Below are 25,461 nucleotides of genomic sequence, written 5' to 3' on the forward strand. Positions count from 1 at the left end.
CCCGTCGCCGGGTCAGCCGATCGCCTCAAGCTGCGGGTCGGTGGCCGGCTGCGGGGCGCGCCGCAGCCTCAGCCAGGCCCGGAAGCCCACCACGCAGAAGGCGCCGTAGACGACGTAGAGCAGGGCCGAGGGGTAGTAGCCGGCGCGCAACAGCAGCGGCACGCCGACGACGTCGACGGCCACCCAGACCAGCCAGAACTCCACGTAGCCACGGGCCATGCCGTAGGTGGCGAGCATGCTGCCGACGAGGATCCACGCGTCGGCGAGCGGGCCGAAGCTGCCCAGCCGGGTCAGCGCCCACCACGCCACCGCGACCCCCGCGGCGGTGGCGGCGAGCAGGGTGAGCCGCTCGCGGCCGGTCGCCCAGCGCGGTTCGACCGCGGGTGCGCCGGAGCCGGCGGCGCGGTTGGCGTGCCAGCGCCACCAGCCGTAGGCGCTGACGGCAAAGAAGAGCACCTGGCGGCCGGCCTGCCCGTAGAGGTCGGTGTCCTGCGGGGTGGCGAAGACCCCGCCCAGGAAGACGGTGAACAGCAGCACGTTGGCGATCATGCCGACCGGCCAGGCCGCGGTCCGCCGGTTCATGCCCAGCACCGCGCTGGCCAGCCCGATCCCGTTGCCGATGATCTCCCGCCAGAGGACGTCGGCACCCAGGACGTGCACGTGTGCGTCGAGCAGCCAGCCCATCTCAGTTCCTCCGCGGTCCTCGGCACGGCCGTGCCGGGACGCAGCGCGCCGGTCGCGACGCCCGTCCGGCCCGGTCAGCACCGCGGAGGCTCAGGATCTTCCCGCGCGGGGGTCAGGTGGCGTGCCCGTCCTCCATGTCGGCGGCGAGGTCGGCCTCGGCGTCGTCCTCGGGGTCGTCGATCGCGTCGGGGGAGCGGAGGCTGTTCGGGGAGCCGCCGAGCTCGGGGTCGTCCTCGTAGGGTCCGGCGGCGGGTTCGCGGGCGTCGTCCATGGTGGGCCCGGTGCCCAACCGGGCCGGTGCCCACGCACCGGACCAGCCTCGCCGGGGAACTAGCCTCCCCGCCGTGACGACCGAGGACCCGACCCTGCCCGCGCCGGTGACCCGGGCGGAGGTCGAGGCGGCGGGCGCCCGGCTCGGCGGGCGGGTGCGGCGCACCCCCACCGTCTCGTGGGAGGTGCCGCTGGACGGCGGCCGGTTCCCGGTGGTGCTCAAGCTGGAGCAGCTGCAGCACACCGGGTCGTTCAAGGCCCGCGGTGCGCTCAACCGGCTGCTCGCCGCCCCCGAGCTGCCCGAGCTGGTGGTCACCGCCTCGGGTGGCAACCACGGCCTGGCGGTCGCCCACGCCGCCCGCGAGCTCGGCGTCCCGGCCGAGGTGTACGTGCCCGAGACCGCCCCGCCGGTGAAGATCGCCGGCATCCGGCAGCGCGGGGCCACCGTCGTGCTGGCCGGCTCCTCCTACGCCGAGGCCGCTGCGGCCAGCAGCACCCGGGCGGGCGAGCCGGGCGCGCTGTTCGTGCACGCCTACGACGACCGGGACGTCGTCGCCGGGCAGGGCACCGTGGCCCGCGAGCTGGCCGCGCAGGCCCCGGACCTGGACACCGTGCTGGTGGCCACCGGCGGCGGCGGGCTGATCGGCGGGATCGCCGCGCACTACGCCGGCGCGGTCCGGGTCGTCTCCGTCGAGACCCACGGGACGGCGACCCTGTCCGCGGCGCTTGCCGCCGGTCGCCCGGTGGACGTCGAGGTCTCGGGCCTGGCCTCGGACGCCCTCGGCGCCCGGCGGATCGGTGGCCACGGCTTCGCCACGGCGCGGGCCACCGGCGTCCGGGCGGTGCTCGTCGACACCGACGCCGTCCGGGCCGCCCGGCACCTGCTCTGGCAGGACCTGCACGTCGCCGCCGAGCCGGGCGGGGCGACCGCGCTGGCAGCGCTGCTGTCGGGTGCCTACGTGCCGGCGGCGGGAGAGCGGGTCGGGGTCGTCATCTGCGGCGCCAACGCCGACCCGGCCGACCTCGGCACCGGCGTCCAGCCAGCGCGGTGACCCAGGGGGCCATGTCGGCCGACATGGCCCCCCGGGGCCGACGGAGCGTGGGTCAGCCCGCGCGGTAGCGCCAGGTCCAGCCGTCGGGGGAGCGGGTGTACTGCACCCGCCGGCTGGGCGCCTCGGGGTGCGCCGCCCAGAAGGTCATCTCCCGCGGCTGCACGCGGTAACCGACCCACGAGTCCGCCTGGCCGGGCACCTGCTGCGCCGCCCACGCCTCCAGCCGCCGGGCCAGGTCGAGCGCGGCCAACTCGTCGGTGTTGGCCCACGCGAGCCGGCGCAGGTACTCCGACCGCGCGCCCCAGGCCGCCGCCGACCGCTCCGGGGAGTCGGCGACGACGTCGCCGCGCACCACCAGCTGCCGGGTCCAGTCCGGCCACAGCACCGTCAGCGTGGCCCGCGGCACGGCGGCCAGCTCGGCGACCTTGCGGCTGGCCGCCGAGGTGTGGAAGGCGAACCCGGAGTCGTCGAACGCCGACAGCAGCACGGTGCGGGCGTCGGGGTAGCCGTCGGTGCCCACCGTCGACAGCGTCACCCGCGGCCGGTCGGGGTCGGCGTCGTCGGGCAGCCAGGCGCGGGCCAGCGCGAGCGGGTCCGCGGGCGGGCCGCCGTCGTCGTGCACGCCCCAGCCGGGGGCGCTCACCGGATGGCGCCCTTGGTGGGACCGGCGTAGTCGGCGTTGAGCTTGCCGGGGTTGAGCAGCCCGCGCGGGTCGGTCGTGCGGGCGGTCTCCAGGGTGCGGCCCAGCTGGAAGTCCACGTTCCACTGGTGCGGGTCGTGCACGCTGACCCCGAGCGCGTTGAGGGCCGTGATCCCGGCGTAGACCTGCTCGGGGCTGCGGTACACCCCGGCGAGCATCCCGATCGGCACGGTGTGGCCGGCCTCGATGTGCAGCAGCCCGCCCTCGTAGACCGCGTGCACCTCCTCGATCCGCTCGACCAGCGCGTCCCCGCCCACCTCGACGTGGAAGTACACGCCCGGCGCGCTCTTCTGCAGCCACTCGATCGGGTGGTTGTAGCTGAGCACGCTCAGCGCCAGCGGCACCTGCGCGCCCTCCCGGACGTCCTCGACCCGGCCGCCGGCGCCCTCGACCAGCGCGCGGACGGCGTCGACGGTGGTGGCGTCGGCGATCACCCGCAGGCTCGCCCGACCCTCGGGCAGCGCCGGGTCCTCGGGCAGCGTGGCGGTGATCTCCGGGGTGTCGGCGGAGACGAGCCGGGGGAGCGGCTGCAGCCGGCCGATCGCGCGCAGCACCGACAGTGCACCGCGGAAGTCGGGGAAGCTGGCGTACACCCCGCGCCAGTCCTGCAGCGGCTCCAGCCGCACGGTCGCCCGGGCGATGACCCCGGCGGTGCCGTAGTTGTGCACGAACCGCATGGCCTCGTCGCCCTCGACGTGCACCAGCTCCGGCGACCCGGTGGCGTGCACGACGTCCAGGGCGAGGACGAAGCCGGCGTCGTTGCTGCCGTGCGCGATCGTCCCGGTGCCCCCGGACCCACCGGACAGGAAACCGCCGATCGAGGACTGTGCGGTCGACGGGTACATCCACAGCTGCTGGCCGGTCGCCCCGGCGGCGCGCTCCAGGGCCACCATCGGCGCCCCGGCCTCGGCGGTGACGAACCCCTCGCCCACCTCGACGACCGCGCGGGCCCGGGACGTGTCGAGCACCAGACCGCCGGCCATCGGGATCGCCTGGCCGTAGTTGCCGGTGCCCTTGCCGCGCGGGGTGACCGGCACGCCGTGCCGGACGGCGGCCGCGACGGCCTCGCCGATCTGCTCGGCGGTGGTCGGGTACGCGACCAGGTCGGCCAGCCCCAGGGGCAGCTGCTCGCTGATGATCGGGCTCATCCACGCCCCGTCGACCGAGGCGCGTTCCCGGGCGCGCAGCTCGGTGGAGACGCTGCGCTCGCCCAGCAGGACGGCGAGCTCGGCGGCCAGCTCGGCGACGGAGGCGGCACTCGGCGGGGACACGGAGAGGGTCACGGTGGTGTTGGTAACCGCGGTCGGTTACGTCCGTGTGACCTCTCTGCGTCGGCCGTTCGCAGCGCCGATCGGCAGGAGAGGATCCGCCGGGTGAGCTTCTTCTCCGACGTCGAACGCGACCTCGTCGTCGCCGCCCGGACCCCGCTGGCCGACGGTGTGGTCGCCCTGGACCTGGTCTCCCACAACGGCCGCGACCTGCCCGTCTGGACCCCCGGCTCGCACGTCGACGTGCTGCTGGCCCCCGGCGTCGAGCGGCAGTACTCGCTGTGCGGCGACCTGCACGACCGCTCCCGCTGGCGGATCGCCGTCCTGCGCGAGGACGCCGGCCGGGGCGGCTCGGTACGGCTGCACGACGAGGTGGTCGAGGGGCAGCGGCTGCGGGTGCGCGGGCCGCGCAACCACTTCGCCTTCGAGGTCACCCCCGGCACCCGGTACCGCTTCCTCGCCGGCGGCATCGGCATCACCGCGCTGCGGGCGATGGTCGCCACCGCCGAGGCCGCGGGTGCGGACTGGACGCTGGAGTACGCCGGCCGGTCCCGCGCCACCATGGCCTTCGTCGCCGAGCTCACCGCCGCCCACCCGGGCCGGGTGACCGTGCACGCCGCCGACGAGGGCGCCCGGCTCGACGTCCGGGCGCTGCTGGCGCAGCCGCGGTCCGACACCGCCGTCTACGTCTGCGGCCCGACCCGGCTCATCGACGCCGTCGAGGAGACCCTCGCCGACTGGCCGCCGGCGGCGCTGCACGCCGAGCGCTTCGAGGCGCGCGAGTTCGGCGAGCCGGTGTGGCCGGACCCGTTCGAGGTGGAGCTGGCGCTGTCGGGGACGACGGTGGTCGTCGAGCCGGGGCAGTCGGTGCTGGACGCGGTGGCCGCCGAGGGCGTCGTGGTGCTGTCCTCCTGCCGGGTCGGCACCTGCGGCACCTGCGAGACCCCGGTGCTGGAGGGCGCGGTCGAGCACCGCGACTCGGTGCTCACCCCCGCCGAGCAGGCCGAGGACGTGGTGATGATGGTCTGCGTGTCCCGCGCCGCCGGCCCGCGCCTGGTGCTGGACCTGTGAGCCTGCTGCTGCAGGGCGCGACCGACCTCGACGGCGCCCGGGCCGACGTCCGCATCGACGCCGGGCGGGTGACCGCGGTGGCCCCGGCACTGCCGCCGCAGCCGGGCGAGGATGTGGTCGACCTCGCCGGGCACTGGCTGCTGCCCGCGCCCGCCGAGCCGCACGCGCACCTGGACAAGGCGCTCACCAGCCACCGGGTGCCCAACCCGACCGGGGACCTGGCCGGGGCGATCACCGCGATCCGGGCGATCGCCGCCGACTTCACCCACGACGACCTGGTCGAGCGGGCCACCCGCGCGGCGTACGAGTACCTGGCCAACGGCACCACCGCGATCCGCACCCACGCCGACGTCGGCGCGCACGCCGGCACCCGGCACCTGCGCGCGCTGGTGCAGGTGCGCGACGCGCTCGCCGGGCTGGTCGACGTCCAGGTCGTGGCGCTGCTGTCGGCGCCCTGGACGGAGCTGGAGGCGGCCGCCACACCGCGGCTGCTGGCCGAGGCGATCGACGCCGGCGCGGACGTCGTCGGCGGGGTGCCGCACCTGTGGGGCGACCGCGCGGCCGGGCTGACCACCTCCTTCGACGCCGCGCTCGCCGCGGGCCTGCCGCTGGACCTGCACACCGACGAGACGCTCGACCCCACCGCGCAGGGGCTGCGCGACCTCGCCCGCCGGGTGACCGCCACCGGGTTCGACCTCGGCGTCACCGCCGGGCACTGCGTCAGCCTGGGCGTGCACCCGCTGGAGGTGGCCCGCTCGACCGCGGCCGAGGTCGCCCGGGCCGGGATCGGGGTGGTCACGCTCCCGCAGACCAACCTCTTCCTGCAGGGCCGGGACGCGGGGGTCGCCCCGCCGCGCGGGCTGACCGCGGTGCGCACCCTGCTCGACGCCGGGGCCACCGTCGCCGGCGGCGGGGACAACCTGCGCGACCCGTTCAACCCGATGGGCCGGGCCGACGCCTGCGAGGCGGCCTCGCTGCTGGTCACCGCCGGGCACCTGTCGACCCGGGAGGCCTGGCACGCGGTCAGCGCCGGTGCGCGGGCGTGCCTGGGCCTGCCGGTGCCGGCCGTCGCGGTGGGCTCGGTGGCGGAGTTCCTGGCGATCGGGGCGGAGAGCCTGGACGCCGCCGTGGCCGGGGCCGGGACCTCCCGGGTGGTCGTGTCCCGGGGACGGGTGGTCGCGCGCAGCCGGCTCTCGCGGACGGTGCTGTCACCGACGTGACGAACTCGTGATGCCCGGTGCGCGGCGTTCACCGACGGCACACGCAACGGAAACAACGGACACCCAGGGTGGCACTCGTCCGCAACCGATCCCACCCTCGGAGCTGCCCGTGAGCGCACCAGCGCCCAGCGTCCCCGCGGCCGGCACCGGCACCCGCGTCCTGCGCTTCCGGGACGTCGCCAAGGCCTTCCCCGACGGCACCGTCGCCCTCGAGGGCGTCGACCTCGACGTCCACCGCGGTGAGTTCGTCACCGTGGTCGGCCCCTCGGGCTGCGGCAAGAGCACCCTGCTGCGGATCGCCTCCGGGCTGTCGCCGGCCACCTCCGGCACCGCCGAGATGGACGCGGCGCGGATCGGCTACGTCTTCCAGGACGCCACGCTGCTGCCCTGGCGCACGGTGCTCAAGAACGTCCAGCTGCTCGCCGAGCTGCACGGGATGAGCAAGACGGCCACCAACCAGGCCGCCCGCGACGCCCTGGAGCTGGTCGGCCTCAAGGGGCACGAGCGGAAGCTGCCGCGGGCGCTGTCCGGCGGCATGCGGATGCGCGCCTCGCTGGCCCGCTCGCTCACGCTCGACCCGGACCTGTTCCTCTTCGACGAGCCCTTCGGCGCACTCGACGAGATCACCCGCGAGCGCCTCAACGACGAGCTCATCCGGCTCTTCCACGCCAAGGGCTTCGGCGCGCTGTTCATCACCCACTCGGTGAGCGAGGCCGTCTACCTGTCCACGAAGGTGCTGGTGATGAGCGGCCGGCCGGGCCACATCGTGGACACCTTCGAGGTCCCCTTCGGCGCCGACCGGACACCGGAGCTGCGGTTCACCCCGGAGTTCGCCGCGCTGTCCGGGCAGGTCTCCCACGCGCTGCGGGCAGGTCACTCGTGAGCGCCCCGGTCCGCACCCGCACCACCGAGGAGACCGCCGTGACCACCACGCTGCCCGAGGCGCCCGCCGCCGCCCCGGCGCTGGGCACCGGTGGCACCGCGCCGCTGGTCCGCCGCCGCGGGGCCGGGGTCACCCGGTGGGCCGCGCCGCTGGCGGTCTTCGCCGGGCTGATCGGCCTCTGGTACGCCATCACCTACCTGGTGCTCGAGCCCAGCAAGCGGTTCCTCATGCCGCCGCCGCAGGACGTCCTGGCCGCGTTCACCGACGGGCCCACCATGGAGCGCATCGGCGAGGCGCTGGCCCAGACCGTCAAGGTCACCTTCACCGGGCTGGCCATCGCGATCGTCCTCGGCATGGCGTGGGCGGTGCTGATGAGCCAGGCCAAGGTCGCCGAGCGCTCACTGTTCCCCTACGCGGTGGCGCTGCAGTGCATCCCGATCCTGGCGCTGGTGCCGCTGATTGCGTTCTGGTTCGGCTACGGCTTCCCGGCCCGGGTCATCGTCTGCGTGCTCATCGCGCTCTTCCCGATCGTGTCGAACACGCTGTTCGGGCTGCAGTCGGTCGACCGGGGGATGCACGAGCTGTTCGACCTCCACGGCGCCAGCCGGACGACGCGGCTGCTGAAGCTGCAGCTGCCCGCGGCGATGCCGGCCATCTTCGCCGGGTTCCGGATCTCCGCCGGGCTGTCGGTGGTCGGCGCGATCGTCGGCGACGTCTTCTTCAAGCAGGGCCAGGCCGGGCTCGGGATCGTGCTGGACAACTTCCGCAACCGCATCCAGGGCGCGGAGCTGTTCGCCACCATCCTGGTGGCCGCCGCCCTCGGGTTCGCCGTCTTCGCCCTCTTCGGCTGGCTGGGCCGGCTCGCCGTCGGCCGCTGGTACGACCAGAGCCGCGACGCCGCCTGACGAAGGGCCTCCCTGCAGGGAGGCCGCACCCCCTGAACCGCACCAGCCGGCTGCCCGAGGCAGCCCGGCCGGTGCCGCACGCCCCCGTTCCACCCACCGCCCCACCCAAGGAGACCGAGTGCGCAGGATCCGCACCACGATCGGCCTCGCGGCCGTCAGCATGTCCGTCCTCAGCCTGGCCGCCTGCGGCGGCGACGAGGCCCCGGCCGCGGCCGCTGCCCCCAGCGCCCAGGCCGGCGGCACCGACCTGGCCGCGGCCGGCTGTCCGGCGACCGTGGTCATCCAGACCGACTGGAACCCCGAGGCCGAGCACGGCGGCATCTACCAGCTGCTCGGCCCCGACCCGACGATCGACGCCGGGTCGAAGTCGGTCAGCGGCAACCTCGTCGACAGCGAGGGCGCGAGCACCGGCGTCCAGGTGGAGATCCGTTCCGGCGGGCCGGCGATCGGCTTCCAGGCGGTGACCGCGCAGATGTACACCGACGACGCGATCACCCTGGGCTATGTCGACACCGACGAGGCGATCCAGCTCTCGGACACCCAGCCCACCGTCGGCGTGCTGGCCCAGCTGGACAAGTCGCCGCAGATGATCATGTGGGACCCGGCCACCCACCCGGACGTGAAGACGATCGCCGACCTCGGGAAGACCGACACGATCGTCCGGTACTTCGAGGGCTCGGCCTACATGGACTACCTGGTCGGCTCGGGCGTGCTCAAGGAGAGCCAGCTCGACGGCGGCTACGACGGCACCCCGGCGGCCTTCGTCGCCTCCGGCGGCGCGGACGCCCAGCAGGGCTACGCCAGCGCCGAGCCGTTCATCTACGAGAACGAGGTCGACGCCTGGGGCAAGCCGGTGGAGTACCAGCTCATCCACGACGCCGGCTTCCAGGTCTACGCCTCCTCGCTGTCGGTGCGCGGTGACAAGGTCGAGGAGCTCTCGGGCTGCCTCAAGGCACTGATCCCGGTCATGCAGCAGGCCGACCTGGACTACGTGGCCGACCCGGCCGCAGCCAACGCGCTGATCGTGGAGCTGGTCACCGAGTACGACACCGGCTGGCAGTACTCCGAGGCCGTCGCCGACTACTCGGCGCAGACCATGGCCGAGCTGGAGATCGTCGGCAACGGCACCGACGGCACGCACGGCTCCTTCGACACCGACCGGCTGCAGACGCTCATCGAGCAGACGACGCCGATCTTCACCGAGCAGGGCACCGCGCCCAAGGCGGGCCTGACCCCGGAGGACATCGCCACCAACGAGTTCCTCGACACCTCGATCGCCCTGAACTGACGCCCCGCAGCTGCGCCGGCGACCCACCCCGGGTCGCTGGCGCAGTGCTGTCAGGTCTCCGGCAGTTCGGCCGCGGCCGCCAGTTCGAGGAGGTACGAGAGACCGCCCCAATGGACGCCCGAGGCTCCGAGGCTCCAGTCGGCGTCGTCCCCGGGCCTCGCCGGCACGTGGCCGCACACGGTGAAGCCCGAGTCGTGCCGATCCGGATCGCGCTTCCTCAGCCGGACGGGGAGGTAGACGCCTGGCCGGTGGTAGGGGCCTGCCCCTCCTTCTGGTCGCCACCGGCCGTCATCCCCTGCGGCAGGGAGCTGCGCCACCACGTCTGCGGACGGGACGACGTGACCGGCCCACGCCAGCCGTTCGAGGACGGGATGACGGGCCTGGGTGAACTCGTCCTCCCAGACCTGCACCACGCGCAGCACCGCGATCACCCCGTTGCTGGCCCTCCAGGCCAGCGCGGTGCCGGGCTCGAGGTCGGTGATCTCGCGCCAGGGGCGACGAACAGCTCGTCGCGGCGGCTGGGGACCGGTGAGCTGCTCACGCAGGGCGGCCAGTGCCGCTCCGCGAGCCGCGCCGAGCTCAGGCCTCAGCTCGGCCCAGCGGGCGACGTCGTGCCCCGAGTCGATGACGTCGAGGGCGCGTCGCCGGACGTCGTCGTCAAGCCGCCCGAAACGTGACTGGGTGGCCCCCAGCGCCAGCCAGAGGACCGGCTCCTCGTCCGGCAACAGGTCCTCGACCCCCTCGACGATCCGGCGGGTGGCCTCCGCATCAGGCACCCGGTCCTCCAACGACCGCCGGTAGTGGTCGCGGACGTCGCAGGCGAGGTCGTCGTCGAAGATCCCCGGGCCACTCGTGCTCATGAGATGTCCCCGACGCGGTGGTGTGGGCGCCCGGTGCGCTGACGCTGAGTCACCTGGGTCGCGAACGGCTCAGCAAGCGACCGAGCACCGTGCGAGCCCGGGCCGGCAGCCGTCGGGTCCACTCGCCGTGCGACGTCCGCGGCCGGGCCGGCACGGGGCGGTACCACTCGTCCGCGTCGGCCAGCGCGGCGCGGAGGGCGTCAGCCGGGGACGTCCCTCGCCACTCACGGAAGCCGACGTCCTCGCCGTCCGTGTCGATCAGCGACACGGACACCGTCCACTCCCAGTCCGGCGGACTCGCGTCGTCGTCCCACCGCACCTCCATGTCGAATCCGGTGGAGCTGGGCTCCTCAGGCGTGGCCGGCCCCGCGGCGGCGACAGCTGTGGCCTGCCGCAGCAGCTGACCCCACCCGGCCCACCGGCGCTCGAGGTCCCTGGCGTCGGCAGACCACGAGGCCGCGGCGTCCTCGTCCAGCGCCATCTCCGCTCGCGAGGGGACGAGTGCCTCCACAGCCTCGGCGGGGGTCGCTCCGCCGCCGATCTCCATCCGCGTCGTGCCCTGGCCCGGGCTTCTCCGCTCGACCTGCGTCTCCCAGGACAGGTCGAGGCCCTGGCTGCGGTCGAGATCGGTGAAGGGCAGGTAGGACAGGAGCAGGTGCCCTCCGTCCAGCGGACGGCCGCTGGGTTCCGGACAGGTGAGCAGGTCCGCGACGGCGGCCTCGGCTGCGGCTACCTGCTCGGGAGTACTCGCGGCCCCTCCCGGCGTGGTCGGCCACCGTCTCTGGCTTTTACCCGGAGCGCTCACGAGGACAGGATGCAGCAGACGACGACGTCCGAGTCCGGTCGAGTGGGCAGTTGAGGTCCCGTCCCACGGCGAGTCCCCGCGAGTCGGCGACCGCAACTGCTCACTCGATGGGGATCATCGGCGCTCAGCGCGGTCCGTCGACGGCGCGGCGGATGCGGGCCATGCGCTCGTGCAGTTGCCCGGAGACCTCGCCGGCGGCCGGGTCGGTCAGCCGGGAGCCCGCTGCCACCAGCCGGCCACCGACCCGCACCTGCTGCAGGTTGCGCAGTGAGCACGCCAGCACGTACGTGCCGATCGCGTCCCAGACGGGCCCGGTGTCCGGGTCGCGCGGGTCGACCACCAGGAAGTCCGCGTACCGGCCCACCCGCAGGCTGCCGACCCGGTCGTCGATGCCCAGCACCTCGGCCGAGCCGCGGGTGTGCATCTCCAGCACGTCGCGCACGGGCAGCGCGGCGGGGTCGCGGTGGGTGGCCCGCAGCAGCGCCAGCCCGGTCCGCATGTTGCTGAACGGGTCGCTGACGTCGGTGCAGGACTGGTCGTCCAGCCCCATCCCGACCCGCATGCCCAGCTCCCGCATCCGCGGGACCGCGGCCACCCCCGAGGCCAGCCGGCCGTTGCTCATCGGCTGCCAGCTCATCCCGCAGCCGGCCGCCGCAGCCCGGGTGAGGATCTCGTCGGTGGTCTGGATGAAGTGGCCGAACACCAGGTCCGGGCCCAGCGCGCCGGCGTCGGCGTACCAGTCGAACTTCGACCGCTGCAGCTCGACCTCGTGCGGGGTCTCCAGGAAGTGCGGCTGGTTGAGCAGCCCGTGCCGGCGCATCGCGGTCACCTCGAGTGCCGCGGCGTCCCGGCTGTCGGCCCACTGCACGGTGCCGCTGAGCGCCAGCCCCAGGTGCAGGTCCGGGTCGGCCGTCGCCGCGGCGGCGACCACCTCGTCGAGCTGGGCGAGCGTGTCGGCCTGCGGGACGTCGCCCTGGGCGAGCATCACGCTGTGCACGTGCCGCAGGCCCGCGTCGACCTTGGCCCGCAGCTGCGCGTGCTGGTAGGCGGTCTCGGGCAGCGTCGCCCCGTAGCGGGAGACGCCGGCGGACTCACTCTCGAACGTCAGCCCGGTGTCGGTGAAGTCGTAGGCGGTGGTGACGCCGTTGCGGAGGAAGTCCTGCGCCCCGTGCCGGGTCATCCAGTAGACGTCCTCGGCATCGGCCGCGGCGGTGTACCCGAGCATCACCTCCAGCCAGCCGTACAGCGACGAGTCCATGGCGATGCCGCGGAAGCCGGAGGTGAACAGGTGGCTGTGTGCGGAGACGAACCCCGGCCCGACCAGCGCGCCGCCGGCGTCCAGCACCTCCTCGGCCGTCGTCCCGGCCGGCGGGTCGCCGGGCTCGACCGCGGCCAGCCGGCCGTCGTCGGCCACGGTGAACCAGCCGCGGAACGGGTCGGGCCGGGCGGGGTCGCAGGTCAGCAGGACGGCGTTGCGCACCAGGAGGCGGGTCACGGCGCGACGGTGCCGGGAGCACGTTGCCGCCCGGTTGCGGTCAGGTTCCCGGCATGTCCGGCGAGCCGGGGGCGTAGGCGATGAGCTGCAGCTGGTGGCCGGCGGTCTCGCGGACCAGCGACGACCGGGCGTGCGCCGCGGCGATCTCGAACGGTGCCCGCACCTCGGTGCAGCCGGCCGCCAGCAGCGCGGCGTGCGCGGCGTCGACGTCGGCCACCCGGTAGCCGACGTGGTCCAGCGCCCCGGTGCGCTCGGCGACCTCCATCAGCTCCAGCTTGGTGCCGGCCGGGTCGGTGAGCATCACGATCCGTCGGCCGGTGACCACGTGCGTGCCCCAGCGCAGCACCCGGAAGCCGAGGGTGTCGACCAGGAAGGCGACCCGCGCGTCGACGTCGGCCTCCTCGGTGCCGACGTGGTCCAGCACCGCGCCGGCCAGCGGCCCGCTCACCGCCGCCGTCCCAGCAGGGCGGTCAGCCGGGCGACGACGTCGGCCTCGGGCACGGTCTGCAGCACCCCGTCGCGGACCACCACCCGCCCGCCGACCACCACGTGCCGGGGGCGGCGACCCGGCGAGGCCCAGAGCAGCCCGGCCACCGGGTCGGCCACGCCCGTGTCGGCGACCCCGGTGACGTCCCAGCAGACCAGGTCGGCCCGCGCGCCCACGGTCAGCCGGCCCAGGTCGGCGCGGCCCAGCCCGTCGGCCGAGCCGCGGGTGGCCCAGCCCAGCACCTCGCGCGCGCTGACCGGGCGTCCGGCGAGCGGGGCGACCTGCATCGCCAGCCGGGCGTCGGCCAGCAGGTGCCCGGCGTCGTTCGAGCCGCCGCCGCTGGTGCCCAGCCCGACCGGGACGCCGGCGTCGGCCAGCGCGGCCATCGGCGCGACGCCCCAGCCCATCGGCAGGTCGCAGCCCGGCGCGTGGGTGGCGGTGACGCCGGTGGCGGCCAGCCGGGCGACCTCGGCGGAGGTGACCGCGCACAGGTGGGCGAGGGTGACGTCAGGCGTGAGCCAGCCCCACTCGTCGAGCAGCTCGAGCGGGCGGCGTCCGTACCGCTGCTCGGCGATCACCACGTCGACCTGCTCGTTGGCCTGGGTGCGCCGGCGCAGGCCGTGCCGCGCGGCGACCTCGGCCAGCAGGGTGAACGTCTCCGGGGCGTCACTGTGCACCCCGGCCGGGCCGACGGCGACCTGCAGCGTCCCGTCGGGGGTGACCCCGCCGGCCGGGACCAGCGCCGCGGCGATCGCGTCGGTGGAGGCGGCGGCGTCCTGCGGGTCGTCCCGGGCGCTGCCGCGGACGAACACCAGCCGGGCGCCCAGCTCGCGGGCCGCGGTCGCGGTGGCGGTCGCGATGCCGACGCCGCCGTCCGGGAGCGCGGCGGGCCAGGTGAGGTGGTGGTCGGCGACCGTGGTCACCCCGCACAGCAGCGCCTCGGCGAGCCCCGCCGACGCCGCGGCGTGCGCCAGCTCGTCGTCCACCCCGACCGCGGCGTAGGCGGCGGCCATGGTCGGCAGCCACTGCGCCATCGGGACGCCGCGGGTGCCCGGCAGCGTGCGGAAGGCGGTCTGCAGCAGGTGGTGGTGGGCGTTGACCAGCCCTGGGGTGACCACGCAGCCGGTGGCGTCCAGCACCTCCGCGCCGGGCGCCGCGGCCGCGGCGACCAGCCCGTCGTCGGAGCAGACGACGTCGGCGCCGGTCAGCTCCGCCTCGCCGGTCACCACCACCCGGGCCCCGCGCACGATCAGCACCCCGCGACCCTGGCAGGGCCGTGTTCCGGCCAGGTGACGGCCGGTACGCCGCCGTCATCGCGTCGCAACGCCGGCTGCCTAGCGTCGGCCGGCGTGACCACCCGACTCCTCACCGACCTGTCCGCACCGGCCCTCACCGCGGCCCTCGGCCCGGACAGCGTGGTGGTGCTGCCCGTCGGCGCCGTCGAGCAGCACGGCCCGCACCTCCCCGTCGCCACCGACCTGATCACCGCGCAGTCGATCGCCGAGCGTGCCGTCGCGCAGTTCGGCGAGGAGCTGGACCTGTGGCTGCTGCCGCCGCTGGCCTACACGAAGTCCAACGAGCACGCCTGGTCGGCCGGCACGTTCTGGCTGTCGGCGGCCACGCTGACCGCGGTGCTGCACGACCTGGGCCGCAGCCTGGCCCGCACCCCGGCCCGGCGGCTGGTGTTCCTCAACGGCCACGGCGGCAACTCCGCGCTGCTGCAGGTCGCCGCCCGCGACATCCGGCTGGAGACCGGGCTGCGCACCTTCACCGTGCACCCGCGTCCGCCGGCCGACCAGGGCGGGCAGAGCCCCGCCGGTGAGCTGGGCATGGGCGTGCACGGCGGCATGGACGAGACGTCGCTGATGCTGCACCTGCGCCCGGAGCTGGTCGACATGAGCCAGGCCGCCCGCTGGGTGCCCGAGCACCTGGACGCCTACCGGCACGTGCGCTTCGGCGGCTCGGTGAGCTTCGGCTGGTCCTCCGACGACTTCGGCCCCTCCGGCGTGATCGGCGACGCCAGCGGCGCGACCGCCGAGTACGGCGCGCAGCGGGCCGCCGGCATGGTCACCTACCTCGGCGAGGCGCTGGCCGAGGTCGCGCGGTTCGACCCGCGCCCGCCCGCCGCCTGACGCCCGCGCGGGTCGACCCGCGCCACCTGACGTAGAGCCGCGCCACGGCACGGCTCCGCGTCAGGTGGACCGGGTTGACCCGGTCCAGGGAGGGTTGAGCCGCGGGCGCACGCGGCTCGACCCCACCTCGTGCGGGTTGACCCGCGCCGGCTGACGTCGAGCCGCGCCACGGCACGGCTCCACGTCAGCTCCTGGGGGTTGACCCGGCTCAGGAAGGGTCGAGCCGCGGGCGCTCGCGGCTCAACCCCGCCCCGGGCGGGTCGACCCGGGGCAGGGGCCGCTGAGCGGGGGCAGGACGACGGTGGATCGGCTCAGCGGGAGGCGGCTCGGGCGCTGGGCGGGGTGAGGCCGCGGGAGGTGAAGAAGCTGTCGCCGAGCTTGCCCGGGTTGAGCAGCCCGTAGGGGTCGCTGGTGGTCTTCAGCGCCACCACCTGCGCGGTGTCACCGACGAAGCCGCCCTCCTCGACGACGTAGCTGTGCGGGTTGAGCACCGTCATGCCCAGCGCCCGGCAGAAGGTGATGAGCTCCTCCAGCGCCCGCTCGTGGTCGGGCAGCCCGACCAGCGGCGTGATGCCCATCGGCCGGGTGCGGCCGGCGGAGGTGATGACCTCGATGTGCTGCAGGAACACCCCGGGGTAGGCCTCGCGCAGGGCGGCGACCTGACGGAGGAACTCCGCCCGGTCGCTGGCGTACTCGCACTGCAGCCAGGACGACGACGGCGCGGCCTTCCGTGACCACAGGATCGAGTGGCTGAACGGGAACTGGCTGATGTGCGGCTTGACCGTCCACGCGATCGTCCGACCCCCGGCGGCGGTGGCTGCCGCCTCGAGGGCGGGCAGCTGGGCGGTGTCGGCCCACAGCAGGGCGACGTCCTCACCGGGCTCGTAGAGGGCGGTGATGGGAGTGAGCATCGCCGCGCCGGCCGCCTCGTGCACCGAGCACAGCCGCACGTGCAGGTCACCGGACACCAGGTCGTGGGCGAAGCCGGCCAGGGCGGGCAGGTCGGGGAAGGCGACGACCACCGGGGTGTAGTCGCGCGCGGGCACCAGCCGGAACTCGATCCGGGTGAGCACGCCGATGGTGCCGTAGGTGTGCAGCACCGGGCGGACGTCGTCGCCCTCGAGCCGGACCGTGCGCGGGGTCTCCTCGACGGTGAGCAGCTCGACGGCCAGCACGTTGTCGTCCCACAGGTCGCCGTGCGCCGCGCCGCCGATCCCGCCCGAGCCGCCGGAGACGAACCCCGAGGCGGTGGAGATCCGGTAGGTGCTGGGCATGACCGCCAGCTCCTGGCCGGTCTCGCGCGCGGCGGCCTCGGCGTCCTTCATCACCGTGCCGGGCAGGACGGCGATCCGGCCCTCGGTCACGGACAGCACGCCGGCGACGTCCCGGACGTCGATCACCACGCCGGACTGCAGCGGCAGCGACTGCCCGTAGTTGCCGGTGCCGGCCCCGCGCAGCGTCACCGGGATGCGCAGCCCGGCCGCGGCGGCGACGCAGGCGCGCAGCTGGTCGATGCTCTCCGGGCGCAGCACCGCGTCGACGGTGGTGTCGGCCAGCGCGTTCTCCAGCACGGGGGAGTACCAGGAGAAGTCGCGCAGCCAGGCGCTGGCGGCCGGACCGCCGGGGATCACCCGCTCGGCACCGAGGATCCCGGAGAAGACGGCGGGCGGGGTCAGGTCCGTGACGCTCATGGCCGCAGCGTGCCCGCGGGACGTCTCAGCGAGGGGACGGCGGCGTTCTGACCGTGTTACCGCCGTCCCCTCCGGCGTGCTCAACCCAGGACGTTGCGCTCCAGCCAGGTGCTGCGGAAGGCGCCGCGGGGGTCCATCCGCTCGACCAGGGAGACGAAGTCGCCGTGGTGGGGGTATCGCGGGGCCAGGGTCGAGGCGTCGGCGAGGAAGACCTTGCCCCAGTGCGGGCGGGCGCCCAGCGGCAGCAGCGCGGCCTCGAGGTCGGCCAGCAGGTGCTCGACGGCGGGCTGGTCCTGCACCCAGGTGAAGTGGAAGGCCACCGAGTCCACGCCCTGCGCGGTGCTCATCCAGAGGTCGTCGGCGGCGATGGTGCGGATCTCGCAGGTCTGCAGCAGCGGCCGGATCGCCGTCCCGAGCCGCAGCAGCGCCTGGAGCCCGGCGACGGCCTGGCTGCGGGGCAGCAGGTACTCGGTCTGGATCTCGTCGCCGTTGCTGGGCGTGAAGCCCATCCGGAAGTGCGGCAGGCGGTCGGACCACAGGCCCGGGACGGCCAGCTGCTCGGTGGTCGGCGTCGGGTCGATGCCGGGGATGGGGTGCCGCTCGCCGTCGGCGGCGCGGGCGCCGAACAGCTCGCCCTCGGGGTGGCCGGCGACGTCGGTGCGCGACTTCACCCAGACCATGTCGACGTCGCCGCCGAAGAGGGTGAAGAGGCTGACGCTGTAGCCGGCGGAGACGATCGCCTCGAAGTCGGAGAACAGCGTGTCCCAGGGCAGGTGGTCGAACACCCGCTGCGCGACGGAGAACTCCGGCTCGACGTCGAGGGTGACCCGGGTCAGCACCCCCAGCGCGCCCATGCCGACGACCATGCCGGCGAAGTCGGCGTCCCCGCGCGCGGCCCGCACCAGCTCGCCGTCGGAGGTGACGATCTCGACCCCGGCCACGGCGGCGGCCAGGTTGCGGTTGCCCACCCCGGAGCCGTGGGTGGCGGTGGCGACCGCGCCGGCCACGGAGATGTGCGGCAGCGAGGCCAGGTTGTGCAGCGCCAGGCCCTCGCGGTGCAGCACCTCGGTGAGCTCGCCGTAGCGCATGCCGGCGTCCAGGGTGACGGTGCGGCGGTCGGGGGAGACGACGACGGTGCCCGGGTCGGTCATGTCCTCGAGCGAGATCAGCTCGGGGGAGTCGGAGACGCCGTTGAAGGAGTGCCGTGAGCCCAGCACGTGCACGTGCGCGGTGCGGGCCACGAGCTCCTGCAGCTGGGCCAGCGACCCCGGCCGGTGCAGCTCCGTCGCGCCGTAGCGGTAGTTCCCCGCCCAGTTGACGCCTGCCCAGTGCACTGCCAGTTCGGTCACGACTCAGTGTCCCTCGTCGGGGAGCAGGTGCGTCGTGGGGCTTGCATCACATAAGTCGCTGCTTATACAGTCATCTGGTGCACGCCTTCGACGTCCTCGGTGACCCGGTCCGGCGACGGATGCTGGAGCTGCTCGCCGAGGGTGAGCAGCCCGCCGGCCGACTCGCGGCCGTGGTGCACGAGGAGTTCGGCATCTCCCAGCCCGGGGCCTCCCAGCACCTGAGGGTGCTGCGGGAGAACGGCTTCGCGCGGGTGCGTGCCGAGGGGAACCGGCGGCTCTACGCCGTCGACACCGCAGCGCTGCGCGAGGTCGATGCCTGGCTGGCCGGCTTCCGGCGGTTCTGGGACCAGCGGCTCGACGCCCTGGCCACCGAGCTCGCCCGCGGCGCGCGGACCCGTCCGACCACCGCCGGCGAGGGGCCTGCGGCGAGCACCGAGGAGGAGTCATGTCGGACCTGGTCGAGGAGATCGTCGCCGCCCACCGGGACGTCGTCCGGCGGGGGGAGGGGGACGCCGAACTGATCGCGGTGACCGTGCGGCGGCGGTACGACGCCGCGCCCGCGGACGTCTGGGACGCCCTGACGGACCCTGCACGCCTCGCCCGCTGGTTCGGTCCCGTGAGCGGTGACCTGCGCCTGGGCGGTGCGTTCCAGGTGGAGGGCAACGCCGGTGGTGAGGTCACCGAGTGCGATCCACCGCACGCCCTGGCGGTCACCTGGGGTGGCCCGGAGAGCGTCGTCCGGCTGCGCCTGGACCCCGACGGCGCGGTCACCGAGCTGGTGGTGGAGCACACCGTGCCGGTGGCCTTCGCCGGCAGTGGGGCGGGTGCGCTGTACGTGGGCCCGGGCTGGGACGTCGCCGTGCTGGGGCTGTCCCGCTTCCTGCGGAGGGAGGCGGTGGACGACCCGGCCGCCTGGGAGGGGACGCCGGCGGGGCAGCGCTTCGCTGCGGCCTCGATCGACGCCTGGGCCGAGGTCGTCGCCGCGAGCGGCACCGCCGGTCCGGAGGAGCTCGCCGGTGCGGTCGGAGCTGCCCGGGCGCAGTTCACACCGGACGACCCCCCGGCCTGAGCGCAACGATGCCGCCGGTCTGGTTGACTGGTGGTTGAGCGTTTGACGGATTCAGGCTGTCGGCGCCGGTGAGCGCCCAGGAGGCACCCATGCACGTCGGCGTCGACAGCTTCGTCTCGGCCGTGACCGATCCGACCACCGAGCGGCTCATCGGGCCCGAGGAGCGGATGGAGCACCTGCTGGAGGAGATCGCCCTCGCCGACCAGGTGGGCCTGTACTCCTTCGGCATCGGGGAGCACCACCGCCCCGAGTACTACGACTCCGCGCCCGCGGTGATCCTCGCCGCCGCCGCGGCGCGCACGTCGCGCATCCGGCTGGGCAGCGCGGTCACCGTGCTCAGCGCCGCGGACCCGGTGCGGGTGTTCCAGGAGTTCGCCACCCTCGACCTGATCAGCAAGGGCCGCATCGACCTGGTCGTCGGGCGAGGCTCGTTCACCGAGGCGTTCCCGCTGTTCGGGCTCTCCCTGGGCGACTACGACACCCTCTTCACCGAGAAGCTGGACCTGCTGCTGAAGCTGCGGGACTCCGAGCGGGTCACCTGGTCGGGCCGGCACCGCCCGTCGCTGACCGGCCAGGGCGTCTACCCGCGCCCGCTGCAGGACCCGCTGCCGATCTGGGTCGGCGTCGGCGGCAGCCCGGAGTCCTTCGCCCGCGCGGGCCTGCTCGGCCTGCCGCTGATGGTGGCGATCATCGGCGGCGAGCCCCGCCAGTTCGCCCCGCTGATCGACCTCTACCGCCGGGCCGGCGCGCAGGCCGGGCACGCGCCCGAGGCGCTGCAGGTGGGCCTGCACGTGTTCGGCTACGTCGCCGACAGCGACCAGGTGGCCGCGGACACCATCTACCCGGGCTGGCACGAGATGTTCACCAAGGTCTCCCGGGAGCGCGGGTTCGCCGCACCGTCGCGGGCCCAGTTCGACGCCACCAGCGGGCCCAACGGCGCCTTCTTCATGGGCGACCCGGAGTCGGTGGCCGAGAAGCTGGTGCGCATCTCCGGCCAGCTCGGCGGGGTCGACCGGATCTCGCTGCAGATGACCAACCCGCGGCTGGCGCACGCCGACCTGCTCCGCGGCATCGAGCTGCTGGGCACCGAGGTCGCCCCGCGGGTCGCCGGCGCCTGACGCCGTCCGTCCCCACCCGGGTCCGGCCCGGGTGGGGACCCACCCCTGCGGGGTGGTGCGGCCGTGCCACGCTGCTGTCCGCCACCCTGCCCGCCGATGGAGGGGCATGACCGACCAGGCTGCGTCCGACTGGAGCTGCGCGCACACGCTCGCCGCGATGGTGGCGCAGCAGCACCTGCTCATCGGCGCCATGACCGCCGACGGGACGCTCGTCCCGGTGCCGCCGGCGCTGCGGCTGCCCGCCGAGCGCGTGCTGCTGGCGCCGCCGGACATGCGCACCGTGCTGGACCTGATCGTGCCCGCGGACGCCTCGGCCGCGATCGCCGACTTCGAGCGGGCGCTGGCGACCGGGTACGCCACGGGGGCCTCGCGGCTGCGCAGCGACCCGGGCGTCGTCCGGCCGCACGTGGTCCTGGACGCCCGCGAGCTGCACGGCGTGCTGCTGACCGGCTTCGACCTGTCCGCCGGCGGTCCGCTGGCCGTCGCGGTGCGCCCCGACGTGGCCCTCTCCGCCGGCCGCCGCCCGCGCACGGCGACGGTCCGCAAGGACGCCTTCGCCAACTTCACCGCCATCGACGAGCGGACGACGCGGATGCTGGGGTGGACGCCGGAGGACCTCGTCGGCACCCGGGCGCTGGACCTGGTCCACCCCGACGACCAGCAGCGCGCCGTCTCCGCCTGGCTGGAGCTGCTCTCCCGCCGGGACAGCGAGCGGGTGCGGCTGCGGCACCGCGGGTCCGACGGCTCCTGGGTGTGGCTGGAGCTGGAGAACTCCTACCAGCCCGCCGACGACCCGGCCCAGGCGGTCGTGACCACCCAGATGACCGACATCTCCGACGAGATGGCCGCCCAGGAGCAGGCGCGGCGTCAGGCCCAGCTGCTGCACCGGGTCGCCGAGGCGCTGCCGGTCGGCATCCTGCAGCTGGACACCGAGCTCCGTGTCGTCTACGCCAACTCCCGGCTGGGCACGATCCTCGGGGTGCCCGCCGTCACCGGTCACGCCGAGCTGTCCGCGGCCCTGGAGCCCGCCGACCGGGCGGCGGTGGCCGCCGTGCTGGAGGCCGTGCTGGCGGCCGGGGACGACGCGGTGGCCGGCACGGAGATGGAGCTGACCGTCCGGCACGCCGGCACGGGCGCGGCCCGGGTCTGCTCGGTCACCGTCACCGCGCTGAGCGACCGGGAGGGTGCCCCCGGGGTGCTGCTCTGCGTCAGCGACGTGACCGAGCACGCGCGGATGCGCGAGGAGCTCACCGCCCAGGCGACCTACGACGCGCTCACCGGCGCGCACAACCGCGCCTCGACCATGGTCGTGCTGGCCCGGACCCTGCGCGAGGAGCACGGCCGCCCCGCCGCCGCGGTCTTCCTCGACCTCGACCACCTCAAGAGCGTCAACGACCTGCTCGGCCACCGCGCCGGCGACGAGCTGCTGGTGGTGGCCGCCGACCGGATCCGCAGCGCGCTCCGGCACGGCGACGTCCTCGGCCGGCTGGGCGGGGACGAGTTCCTGGTGGTCAGCCGGGACGTCGGGTCGCGGGCCGCGGCGCTGGCGCTGGCCACCCGGGTGCGCGACGCCCTGGTGGGCCCGGTCCAGCTGACCGACGGCGCCGCGGAGCTGAGCGCCAGCCTCGGCGTCGCCTGCTCCGAGCCGGGCATGGACGCCGTGGAGCTGACCCGGCGGGCGGACCAGGCGATGTACGCGTCCAAGCAGGACCGGCGTGCGGAGCCCGTGCTCTTCGGCTGACCACCGGCTGTCTGTGACCCTTGACACAGGAACGGGTGACGGCGAGCCTCGCCCCGACACCGCCACGTGATCGGGGAGCAGATGACCGCAGCAGGTACCCAGCCGTCGCCGTCCGTGGAGGTCGACGTCCTCGTCGTCGGCTCGGGGCCGGCGGGTGCGGCGTCCGCGCTGTTCCTGGCCAGCTACGGCACCGGCGTGCTGGTGGTCACCCGGTACAGCCGGCTCTCGGACACCCCGCGGGCGCACATCACCAACCAGCGCACGATGGAGGCGCTGCGCGACATGGGCGTCGAGGACACGCTGCTGGCGCTGGCCACGCCGTGGGAGCTGATGGGCAACACCACGTTCTGCACCAGCCTGGTCGGTGAGGAGCTGGGCCGGATCCCCTCGTGGGGCACCGACACCGTGCGGCACGCCGACTACGAGCTGGCCAGCCCCTGCACGATGCTCGACGCGCCGCAGACGATCACCGAGCCGGTGCTGGTCAAGGCCGCGCAGGACCGCGGGGCCAAGGTGCGCTTCGACACCGAGTACCTGCGGCACGTCCAGGACGACGACGGCGTCACCACCACGCTGCGCGACCGGCTGACCGGGGTCGAGTACGCCGTGCGGTCGCGGTACCTGATCGGCGCCGACGGTGCGCGCAGCCGGGTCGCCGCCGACCTGGAGCTGCCCTTCGAGGGGCCGGGTGCGGTCGGCGGTGCGATGAGCATCGTCTTCGAGGCCGACCTCACCCACCTGGTCGCGCACCGGCCCTCGGTCCTCTACTGGATGGTGCAGCCGGGCGCGGAGAAGGAGGGCGTGGGGCTGGGTGTGCTGCGGATGATCAAGCCGTGGACCGAGTGGATGCTCATGTGGGGCTACGAGGTCGCCGCCGGCCCGCCGGAGTTCACCGACGCCGCGGTGCGGGAGCTGGCCGTGGCGCTGGTGGGCACCGAGGACTTCGAGATGACGGTGAAGTCCGCCTCCCCGTGGACGGTCAACCACCACTTCGCGACGACGATCGCCCGCGGCCGGGTGTTCTGCGCCGGCGACGCGGTGCACCGGCACCCGCCGACGAACGGGCTGGGCTCGAACACCTCGATCCAGGACGCCTACAACCTGGCCTGGAAGATCGCCGCGGTCGTCGCCGGGACGGCCGCACCGAGCCTCCTGGACAGCTACGACGCCGAGCGGGCCCCGATCGCCCGGCAGGTGGTCGAGCGGGCGAACCAGAGCATCGCCGACACCGGCCGGATCCTCACCGCGCTCGACCTCACCGACACCACCGACGTCGCGGCGCTGGAGCGGCAGCTCGCGCTGCGCAAGGCGCCGGGACCGGAGGGGGAGAAGGTGCGGGCCGCGCTGCGTGAGGCGATCGCCTACAAGGCCCACGAGTTCGACGCGCACGGCGTGGAGCACAACCAGCGGTACGCCTCGGGCGCCGTCGTCCCGGACGGGACGCCGATGCCGGGGTACCGCCGCGACCCGGAGCTGTACGCCCAGCCGACCACCTGGCCCGGTGCCAAGCTGCCGCACACCTGGGTGACCCGCACCGGGCACCGCGTCTCCACCCTGGACCTGGTCGGGCACGGCGCGTTCAGCGTGGTCACCGGCGTGGGCGGCGAGGACTGGCTGGCGGCGGCCCGGGCGGCGGGGGAGGAGCTCGGGCTCACGCTCACCGAGGTGCCGATCGGGCCGGGGCTGCCCTACGACGACCCGTACGGCACGTGGGCCGAGCTGCGCGAGATCGGCGACGCCGGAGTGCTGCTCGTCCGGCCCGACTGCTACGTCGCCGCCCGGCACGCGAGCGCCCCGGCCTCGGCGGAGCAGGCGCACGCGTGGCTGCGCGACTCGCTCCGGTCGGTGCTCGGCCGCTGAGCGGTCAGGGCAGCCGGACGACGCGTGCGGGGAGCTCGTGCAGGTCGTCCAGCTGGAGGACGGTGGTCGCCTCGGCCAGGCCGGCCTGCGGCCAGGAGACGGTGAGCCGGAGTCGGCCGTCGGCAGGCAGCCGCCCGATCCAGTAGCTGGTCTCGGACTCGAAGGAGTCCGGCCGGGCCGAGCTGTGCGACCTCCCCGGGTCGGCGGTCCGCTCCTCGCCGTCCGCGCCGACGGTCAGCAGGAGGCCGGTCCAGGGGTCGGTGCCCACCGCACCGCGCGCCGGCGCGGTGACGCGGTGGCGGTCCAGCTCGCGGCCGGCGGCCTCGGCCTGCACTCCGTCGGCGCGCACCACCAGGGGCAGGTGGAGGCCGTCGGGGTGGGCGAGGACGTGGCGCAGTGCGGCGGTGATGCCGGGCGACCGAGCCAGGACGACGGGGCCGTGGACGACGACGCCCAGTTCGTCGCGCGGAGTCGGCGCTGACGGCCAGCGGAGCCGGGGCATGCACGGATCCTGCACCCTGGGGCAGGCACCGCACGGGTCGTGCGTCCCGGCCGGTCGTCTGGGGCGGCCTCGTCGTGCTGGCGACCGGCGGAGCCGGGGCGCCACCGCGTCCTGGCCTCCCGGGAGGTGCTCGCAGGGTCGTGCGTCTCGGCCGGTGGTCTGGGGCGGCCTCGTCGGTGCTGACGACCGGCGGAGCCGGGGCGCCACCGCATCCTGGCCTCCGCGGAGGTGCTCGCTGGGTCGTGGGCGCCTCGGTCCGCTCCACAGGACGGCGGCGTACGGACGGCGCCAGACGCGGCGTCTAGTAGCTGTTCAGACGTGCGTCGACCCCTCAAAACTGTCGTACCCCTCGCCTACGTTCGGAGTGTGTTCAGCGGCTATGGGGTGGGTGTGACGGTCGTCGACCGTGCCGAACTCCTGCCTGTCCTGCCGCCGCCTCCGGCGGGGGTGACGCGGCGTCGGTCGCGGTTGGCGGAGCTGCTCGGGCCTGCGTCGTTCTCGGAGTCTGAGCTGGTGCGGGAGATGGGTGCGGTCGCTGATGGCCGGGGTCAGTTGGCGGCCTATGACGCGGTGCTGATCGCGCAACTGGCTGCCCGGCGGCCGGCGCAGACCGACCTGACCGAGGCCGAACCGGGTCACGGGGTGGAGGGCTGGTCACCGGCCCGGACACCTGGGGTGAGTGAGTTCGTGGTCGACGAGTTGGCGCTGATGCGGGGGATCTCGTTGGCGGCGGCGACGGGGTTGGTGGAGCGGTCGTTGGCGCTGGTGCGCGAGCTGCCCGCCACCTGGGGTGCGTTGGCGGACGGGTTGGTCGACGAGCCGCGGGCGAACGCGATCGTGCGGGCGCTGGCCGGTCAGTCGCAGGCCGCCGGTGGCCAGGTGGAGCCGGCGGTCGTGGCCGAGGTCGAGGCCCAGGCGCTGGCGTGGGCGCGTGCGGGGGAAACGCCGGTCCGGCTGCAGGAGCGCACCGCGGCCGCACTGATCGCCGTCGATGCTGCGGCGGCTGACCGG

At 74.8% G+C, this 25,461-nt stretch carries 25 protein-coding genes; 13 read left to right on the top strand and 12 right to left on the bottom strand.

The window, feature by feature from the left end; all coding sequences use genetic code 11:
• Positions 1 to 12: 12 nt before the first annotated feature.
• Entirely contained in the window at positions 13 to 684 is a 672-nt protein-coding gene (gene pnuC / locus GCU67_RS03310) for a nicotinamide riboside transporter PnuC (RefSeq protein ID WP_163609668.1), read from the bottom strand.
• Positions 685 to 796: 112 nt separating this feature from the next.
• The gene (locus GCU67_RS03315; protein ID WP_163609669.1) at positions 797 to 955 is read right to left on the bottom strand and encodes a hypothetical protein; all 159 of its coding nucleotides are present in this window, start codon (positions 953 to 955) and stop codon (positions 797 to 799) included.
• Positions 956 to 1,028: 73 nt separating this feature from the next.
• On the opposite strand from GCU67_RS03315, the gene GCU67_RS03320 reads away from it, so the two are divergent.
• Entirely contained in the window at positions 1,029 to 2,006 is a 978-nt protein-coding gene (locus GCU67_RS03320) for a serine/threonine dehydratase (RefSeq protein ID WP_338104738.1), read from the top strand.
• Between the two features lie 52 nt (positions 2,007 to 2,058).
• Here the strand turns inward: GCU67_RS03320 and GCU67_RS03325 are convergent, their stop codons facing one another.
• Both GCU67_RS03325 and GCU67_RS03330 read right to left on the bottom strand, forming a co-directional pair.
• On the bottom strand, positions 2,059 to 2,649 hold the full coding sequence (locus GCU67_RS03325) for a pyridoxamine 5'-phosphate oxidase family protein (protein ID WP_163609671.1): 591 nt from the start codon (positions 2,647 to 2,649) through the stop codon (positions 2,059 to 2,061).
• A complete protein-coding gene (locus GCU67_RS03330) occupies positions 2,646 to 3,989 on the bottom strand; it encodes an FAD-binding protein (protein WP_163609672.1) in 1,344 nt (447 codons plus the stop codon). The genes GCU67_RS03325 and GCU67_RS03330 overlap by 4 nt, the downstream gene beginning before the upstream one ends.
• Positions 3,990 to 4,079: 90 nt before the next feature.
• Here GCU67_RS03330 and GCU67_RS03335 point away from each other — a divergent pair, with 90 nt between their 5' ends.
• The 5 genes from GCU67_RS03335 to GCU67_RS03355 all read left to right on the top strand — a co-directional run bounded on the left by GCU67_RS03335 (position 4,080) and on the right by GCU67_RS03355 (position 9,341).
• The gene (locus tag GCU67_RS03335; RefSeq protein WP_163609673.1) at positions 4,080 to 5,045 is read left to right on the top strand and encodes a 2Fe-2S iron-sulfur cluster-binding protein; all 966 of its coding nucleotides are present in this window, start codon (positions 4,080 to 4,082) and stop codon (positions 5,043 to 5,045) included.
• Entirely contained in the window at positions 5,042 to 6,265 is a 1,224-nt protein-coding gene (locus GCU67_RS03340) for an amidohydrolase family protein (RefSeq protein ID WP_211660690.1), read from the top strand. Before GCU67_RS03335 ends, GCU67_RS03340 begins: the two co-directional genes overlap by 4 nt.
• Before the next feature lie 109 nt (positions 6,266 to 6,374).
• Positions 6,375 to 7,148, top strand: coding sequence for an ABC transporter ATP-binding protein (locus tag GCU67_RS03345; protein WP_338104739.1), 774 nt, complete (start codon positions 6,375 to 6,377; stop codon positions 7,146 to 7,148).
• Positions 7,145 to 8,053 carry an ABC transporter permease gene (locus GCU67_RS03350; protein ID WP_338104740.1) on the top strand — a complete coding sequence of 303 codons (909 nt, stop codon included), beginning with the start codon at positions 7,145 to 7,147 and terminating at the stop codon, positions 8,051 to 8,053. Before GCU67_RS03345 ends, GCU67_RS03350 begins: the two co-directional genes overlap by 4 nt.
• Before the next feature lie 118 nt (positions 8,054 to 8,171).
• On the top strand, positions 8,172 to 9,341 hold the full coding sequence (locus GCU67_RS03355; protein ID WP_338104741.1) for an ABC transporter substrate-binding protein: 1,170 nt from the start codon (positions 8,172 to 8,174) through the stop codon (positions 9,339 to 9,341).
• Between the two features lie 50 nt (positions 9,342 to 9,391).
• Here the strand turns inward: GCU67_RS03355 and GCU67_RS03360 are convergent, their stop codons facing one another.
• The 5 genes from GCU67_RS03360 to GCU67_RS03380 form a co-directional block, all read right to left on the bottom strand.
• Positions 9,392 to 10,201: a hypothetical protein gene (locus GCU67_RS03360; protein WP_163609675.1), complete on the bottom strand. Its 810-nt coding sequence runs from the start codon at positions 10,199 to 10,201 to the stop codon at positions 9,392 to 9,394.
• A 49-nt stretch (positions 10,202 to 10,250) separates the two neighbouring features.
• Positions 10,251 to 11,006 carry a hypothetical protein gene (locus GCU67_RS03365; protein ID WP_163609676.1) on the bottom strand — a complete coding sequence of 252 codons (756 nt, stop codon included), beginning with the start codon at positions 11,004 to 11,006 and terminating at the stop codon, positions 10,251 to 10,253.
• A 124-nt stretch (positions 11,007 to 11,130) separates the two neighbouring features.
• Complete coding sequence (locus GCU67_RS03370; protein WP_163609677.1) at positions 11,131 to 12,501, bottom strand: amidohydrolase family protein; 1,371 nt, start codon at positions 12,499 to 12,501, stop codon at positions 11,131 to 11,133.
• A 40-nt stretch (positions 12,502 to 12,541) separates the two neighbouring features.
• Positions 12,542 to 12,949 (bottom strand): VOC family protein, encoded by a 408-nt coding sequence (locus GCU67_RS03375; protein WP_163609678.1) that lies wholly within the window; start codon positions 12,947 to 12,949, stop codon positions 12,542 to 12,544.
• Positions 12,946 to 14,244: an amidohydrolase family protein gene (locus tag GCU67_RS03380; RefSeq protein WP_163609679.1), complete on the bottom strand. Its 1,299-nt coding sequence runs from the start codon at positions 14,242 to 14,244 to the stop codon at positions 12,946 to 12,948. The genes GCU67_RS03375 and GCU67_RS03380 overlap by 4 nt, the downstream gene beginning before the upstream one ends.
• A gap of 93 nt (positions 14,245 to 14,337) precedes the next feature.
• Between GCU67_RS03380 and GCU67_RS03385 the strand changes: the two genes are divergently transcribed.
• Entirely contained in the window at positions 14,338 to 15,120 is a 783-nt protein-coding gene (locus tag GCU67_RS03385) for a creatininase family protein (RefSeq protein WP_163609680.1), read from the top strand.
• Positions 15,121 to 15,431: 311 nt separating this feature from the next.
• Here the strand turns inward: GCU67_RS03385 and GCU67_RS03390 are convergent, their stop codons facing one another.
• Both GCU67_RS03390 and GCU67_RS03395 read right to left on the bottom strand, forming a co-directional pair.
• Entirely contained in the window at positions 15,432 to 16,811 is a 1,380-nt protein-coding gene (locus GCU67_RS03390; RefSeq protein WP_163609681.1) for an FAD-binding oxidoreductase, read from the bottom strand.
• A gap of 80 nt (positions 16,812 to 16,891) precedes the next feature.
• The gene (locus GCU67_RS03395) at positions 16,892 to 18,160 is read right to left on the bottom strand and encodes an FAD-binding protein (protein WP_163609682.1); all 1,269 of its coding nucleotides are present in this window, start codon (positions 18,158 to 18,160) and stop codon (positions 16,892 to 16,894) included.
• A 77-nt stretch (positions 18,161 to 18,237) separates the two neighbouring features.
• Here GCU67_RS03395 and GCU67_RS03400 point away from each other — a divergent pair, with 77 nt between their 5' ends.
• From GCU67_RS03400 to GCU67_RS03420, 5 genes are all read left to right on the top strand, one after another.
• Complete coding sequence (locus tag GCU67_RS03400) at positions 18,238 to 18,681, top strand: metalloregulator ArsR/SmtB family transcription factor (RefSeq protein WP_163609683.1); 444 nt, start codon at positions 18,238 to 18,240, stop codon at positions 18,679 to 18,681.
• A complete protein-coding gene (locus GCU67_RS03405) occupies positions 18,606 to 19,229 on the top strand; it encodes an SRPBCC family protein (protein WP_163609684.1) in 624 nt (207 codons plus the stop codon). The genes GCU67_RS03400 and GCU67_RS03405 overlap by 76 nt, the downstream gene beginning before the upstream one ends.
• Positions 19,230 to 19,297: 68 nt before the next feature.
• Positions 19,298 to 20,347: an Atu2307/SP_0267 family LLM class monooxygenase gene (locus GCU67_RS03410; protein ID WP_338104742.1), complete on the top strand. Its 1,050-nt coding sequence runs from the start codon at positions 19,298 to 19,300 to the stop codon at positions 20,345 to 20,347.
• A gap of 106 nt (positions 20,348 to 20,453) precedes the next feature.
• Positions 20,454 to 22,088: a diguanylate cyclase domain-containing protein gene (locus tag GCU67_RS03415; RefSeq protein WP_163609685.1), complete on the top strand. Its 1,635-nt coding sequence runs from the start codon at positions 20,454 to 20,456 to the stop codon at positions 22,086 to 22,088.
• Between the two features lie 81 nt (positions 22,089 to 22,169).
• Positions 22,170 to 23,948: an FAD-dependent oxidoreductase gene (locus tag GCU67_RS03420; RefSeq protein WP_163609686.1), complete on the top strand. Its 1,779-nt coding sequence runs from the start codon at positions 22,170 to 22,172 to the stop codon at positions 23,946 to 23,948.
• Between the two features lie 4 nt (positions 23,949 to 23,952).
• On the opposite strand, the gene GCU67_RS03425 is transcribed toward GCU67_RS03420, so the two are convergent.
• On the bottom strand, positions 23,953 to 24,450 hold the full coding sequence (locus GCU67_RS03425) for a hypothetical protein (protein ID WP_163609687.1): 498 nt from the start codon (positions 24,448 to 24,450) through the stop codon (positions 23,953 to 23,955).
• Positions 24,451 to 24,768: 318 nt separating this feature from the next.
• Between GCU67_RS03425 and GCU67_RS03430 the strand changes: the two genes are divergently transcribed.
• Positions 24,769 to 25,461, top strand: a 693-nt coding sequence (locus GCU67_RS03430; RefSeq protein WP_420846343.1) for a hypothetical protein, incomplete at its 3' end; no start/stop codon positions are given.

Origin of the sequence: Modestobacter muralis (genome assembly GCF_010682105.1) — a bacterium.
GTDB lineage: Bacteria > Actinomycetota > Actinomycetes > Mycobacteriales > Geodermatophilaceae > Modestobacter > Modestobacter muralis.

Excerpts from the sequence above, each read along its gene's own strand:
- GCU67_RS03425 (WP_163609687.1), bottom strand. The coding sequence starts at position 24,450 with ATGCCCCGGCTCCGCTGGCCGTCAGCGCCGACTCCGCGCGACGAACTG.
- GCU67_RS03315 (WP_163609669.1), bottom strand. The coding sequence starts at position 955 with ATGGACGACGCCCGCGAACCCGCCGCCGGACCCTACGAGGACGACCCC.
- GCU67_RS03405 (WP_163609684.1), top strand. The coding sequence starts at position 18,606 with ATGTCGGACCTGGTCGAGGAGATCGTCGCCGCCCACCGGGACGTCGTC.
- GCU67_RS03420 (WP_163609686.1), top strand. The coding sequence starts at position 22,170 with ATGACCGCAGCAGGTACCCAGCCGTCGCCGTCCGTGGAGGTCGACGTC.
- GCU67_RS03415 (WP_163609685.1), top strand. The coding sequence starts at position 20,454 with ATGACCGACCAGGCTGCGTCCGACTGGAGCTGCGCGCACACGCTCGCC.
- GCU67_RS03360 (WP_163609675.1), bottom strand. The coding sequence starts at position 10,201 with ATGAGCACGAGTGGCCCGGGGATCTTCGACGACGACCTCGCCTGCGAC.
- pnuC (WP_163609668.1), bottom strand. The coding sequence starts at position 684 with ATGGGCTGGCTGCTCGACGCACACGTGCACGTCCTGGGTGCCGACGTC.
- GCU67_RS03390 (WP_163609681.1), bottom strand. The coding sequence starts at position 16,811 with ATGAGCGTCACGGACCTGACCCCGCCCGCCGTCTTCTCCGGGATCCTC.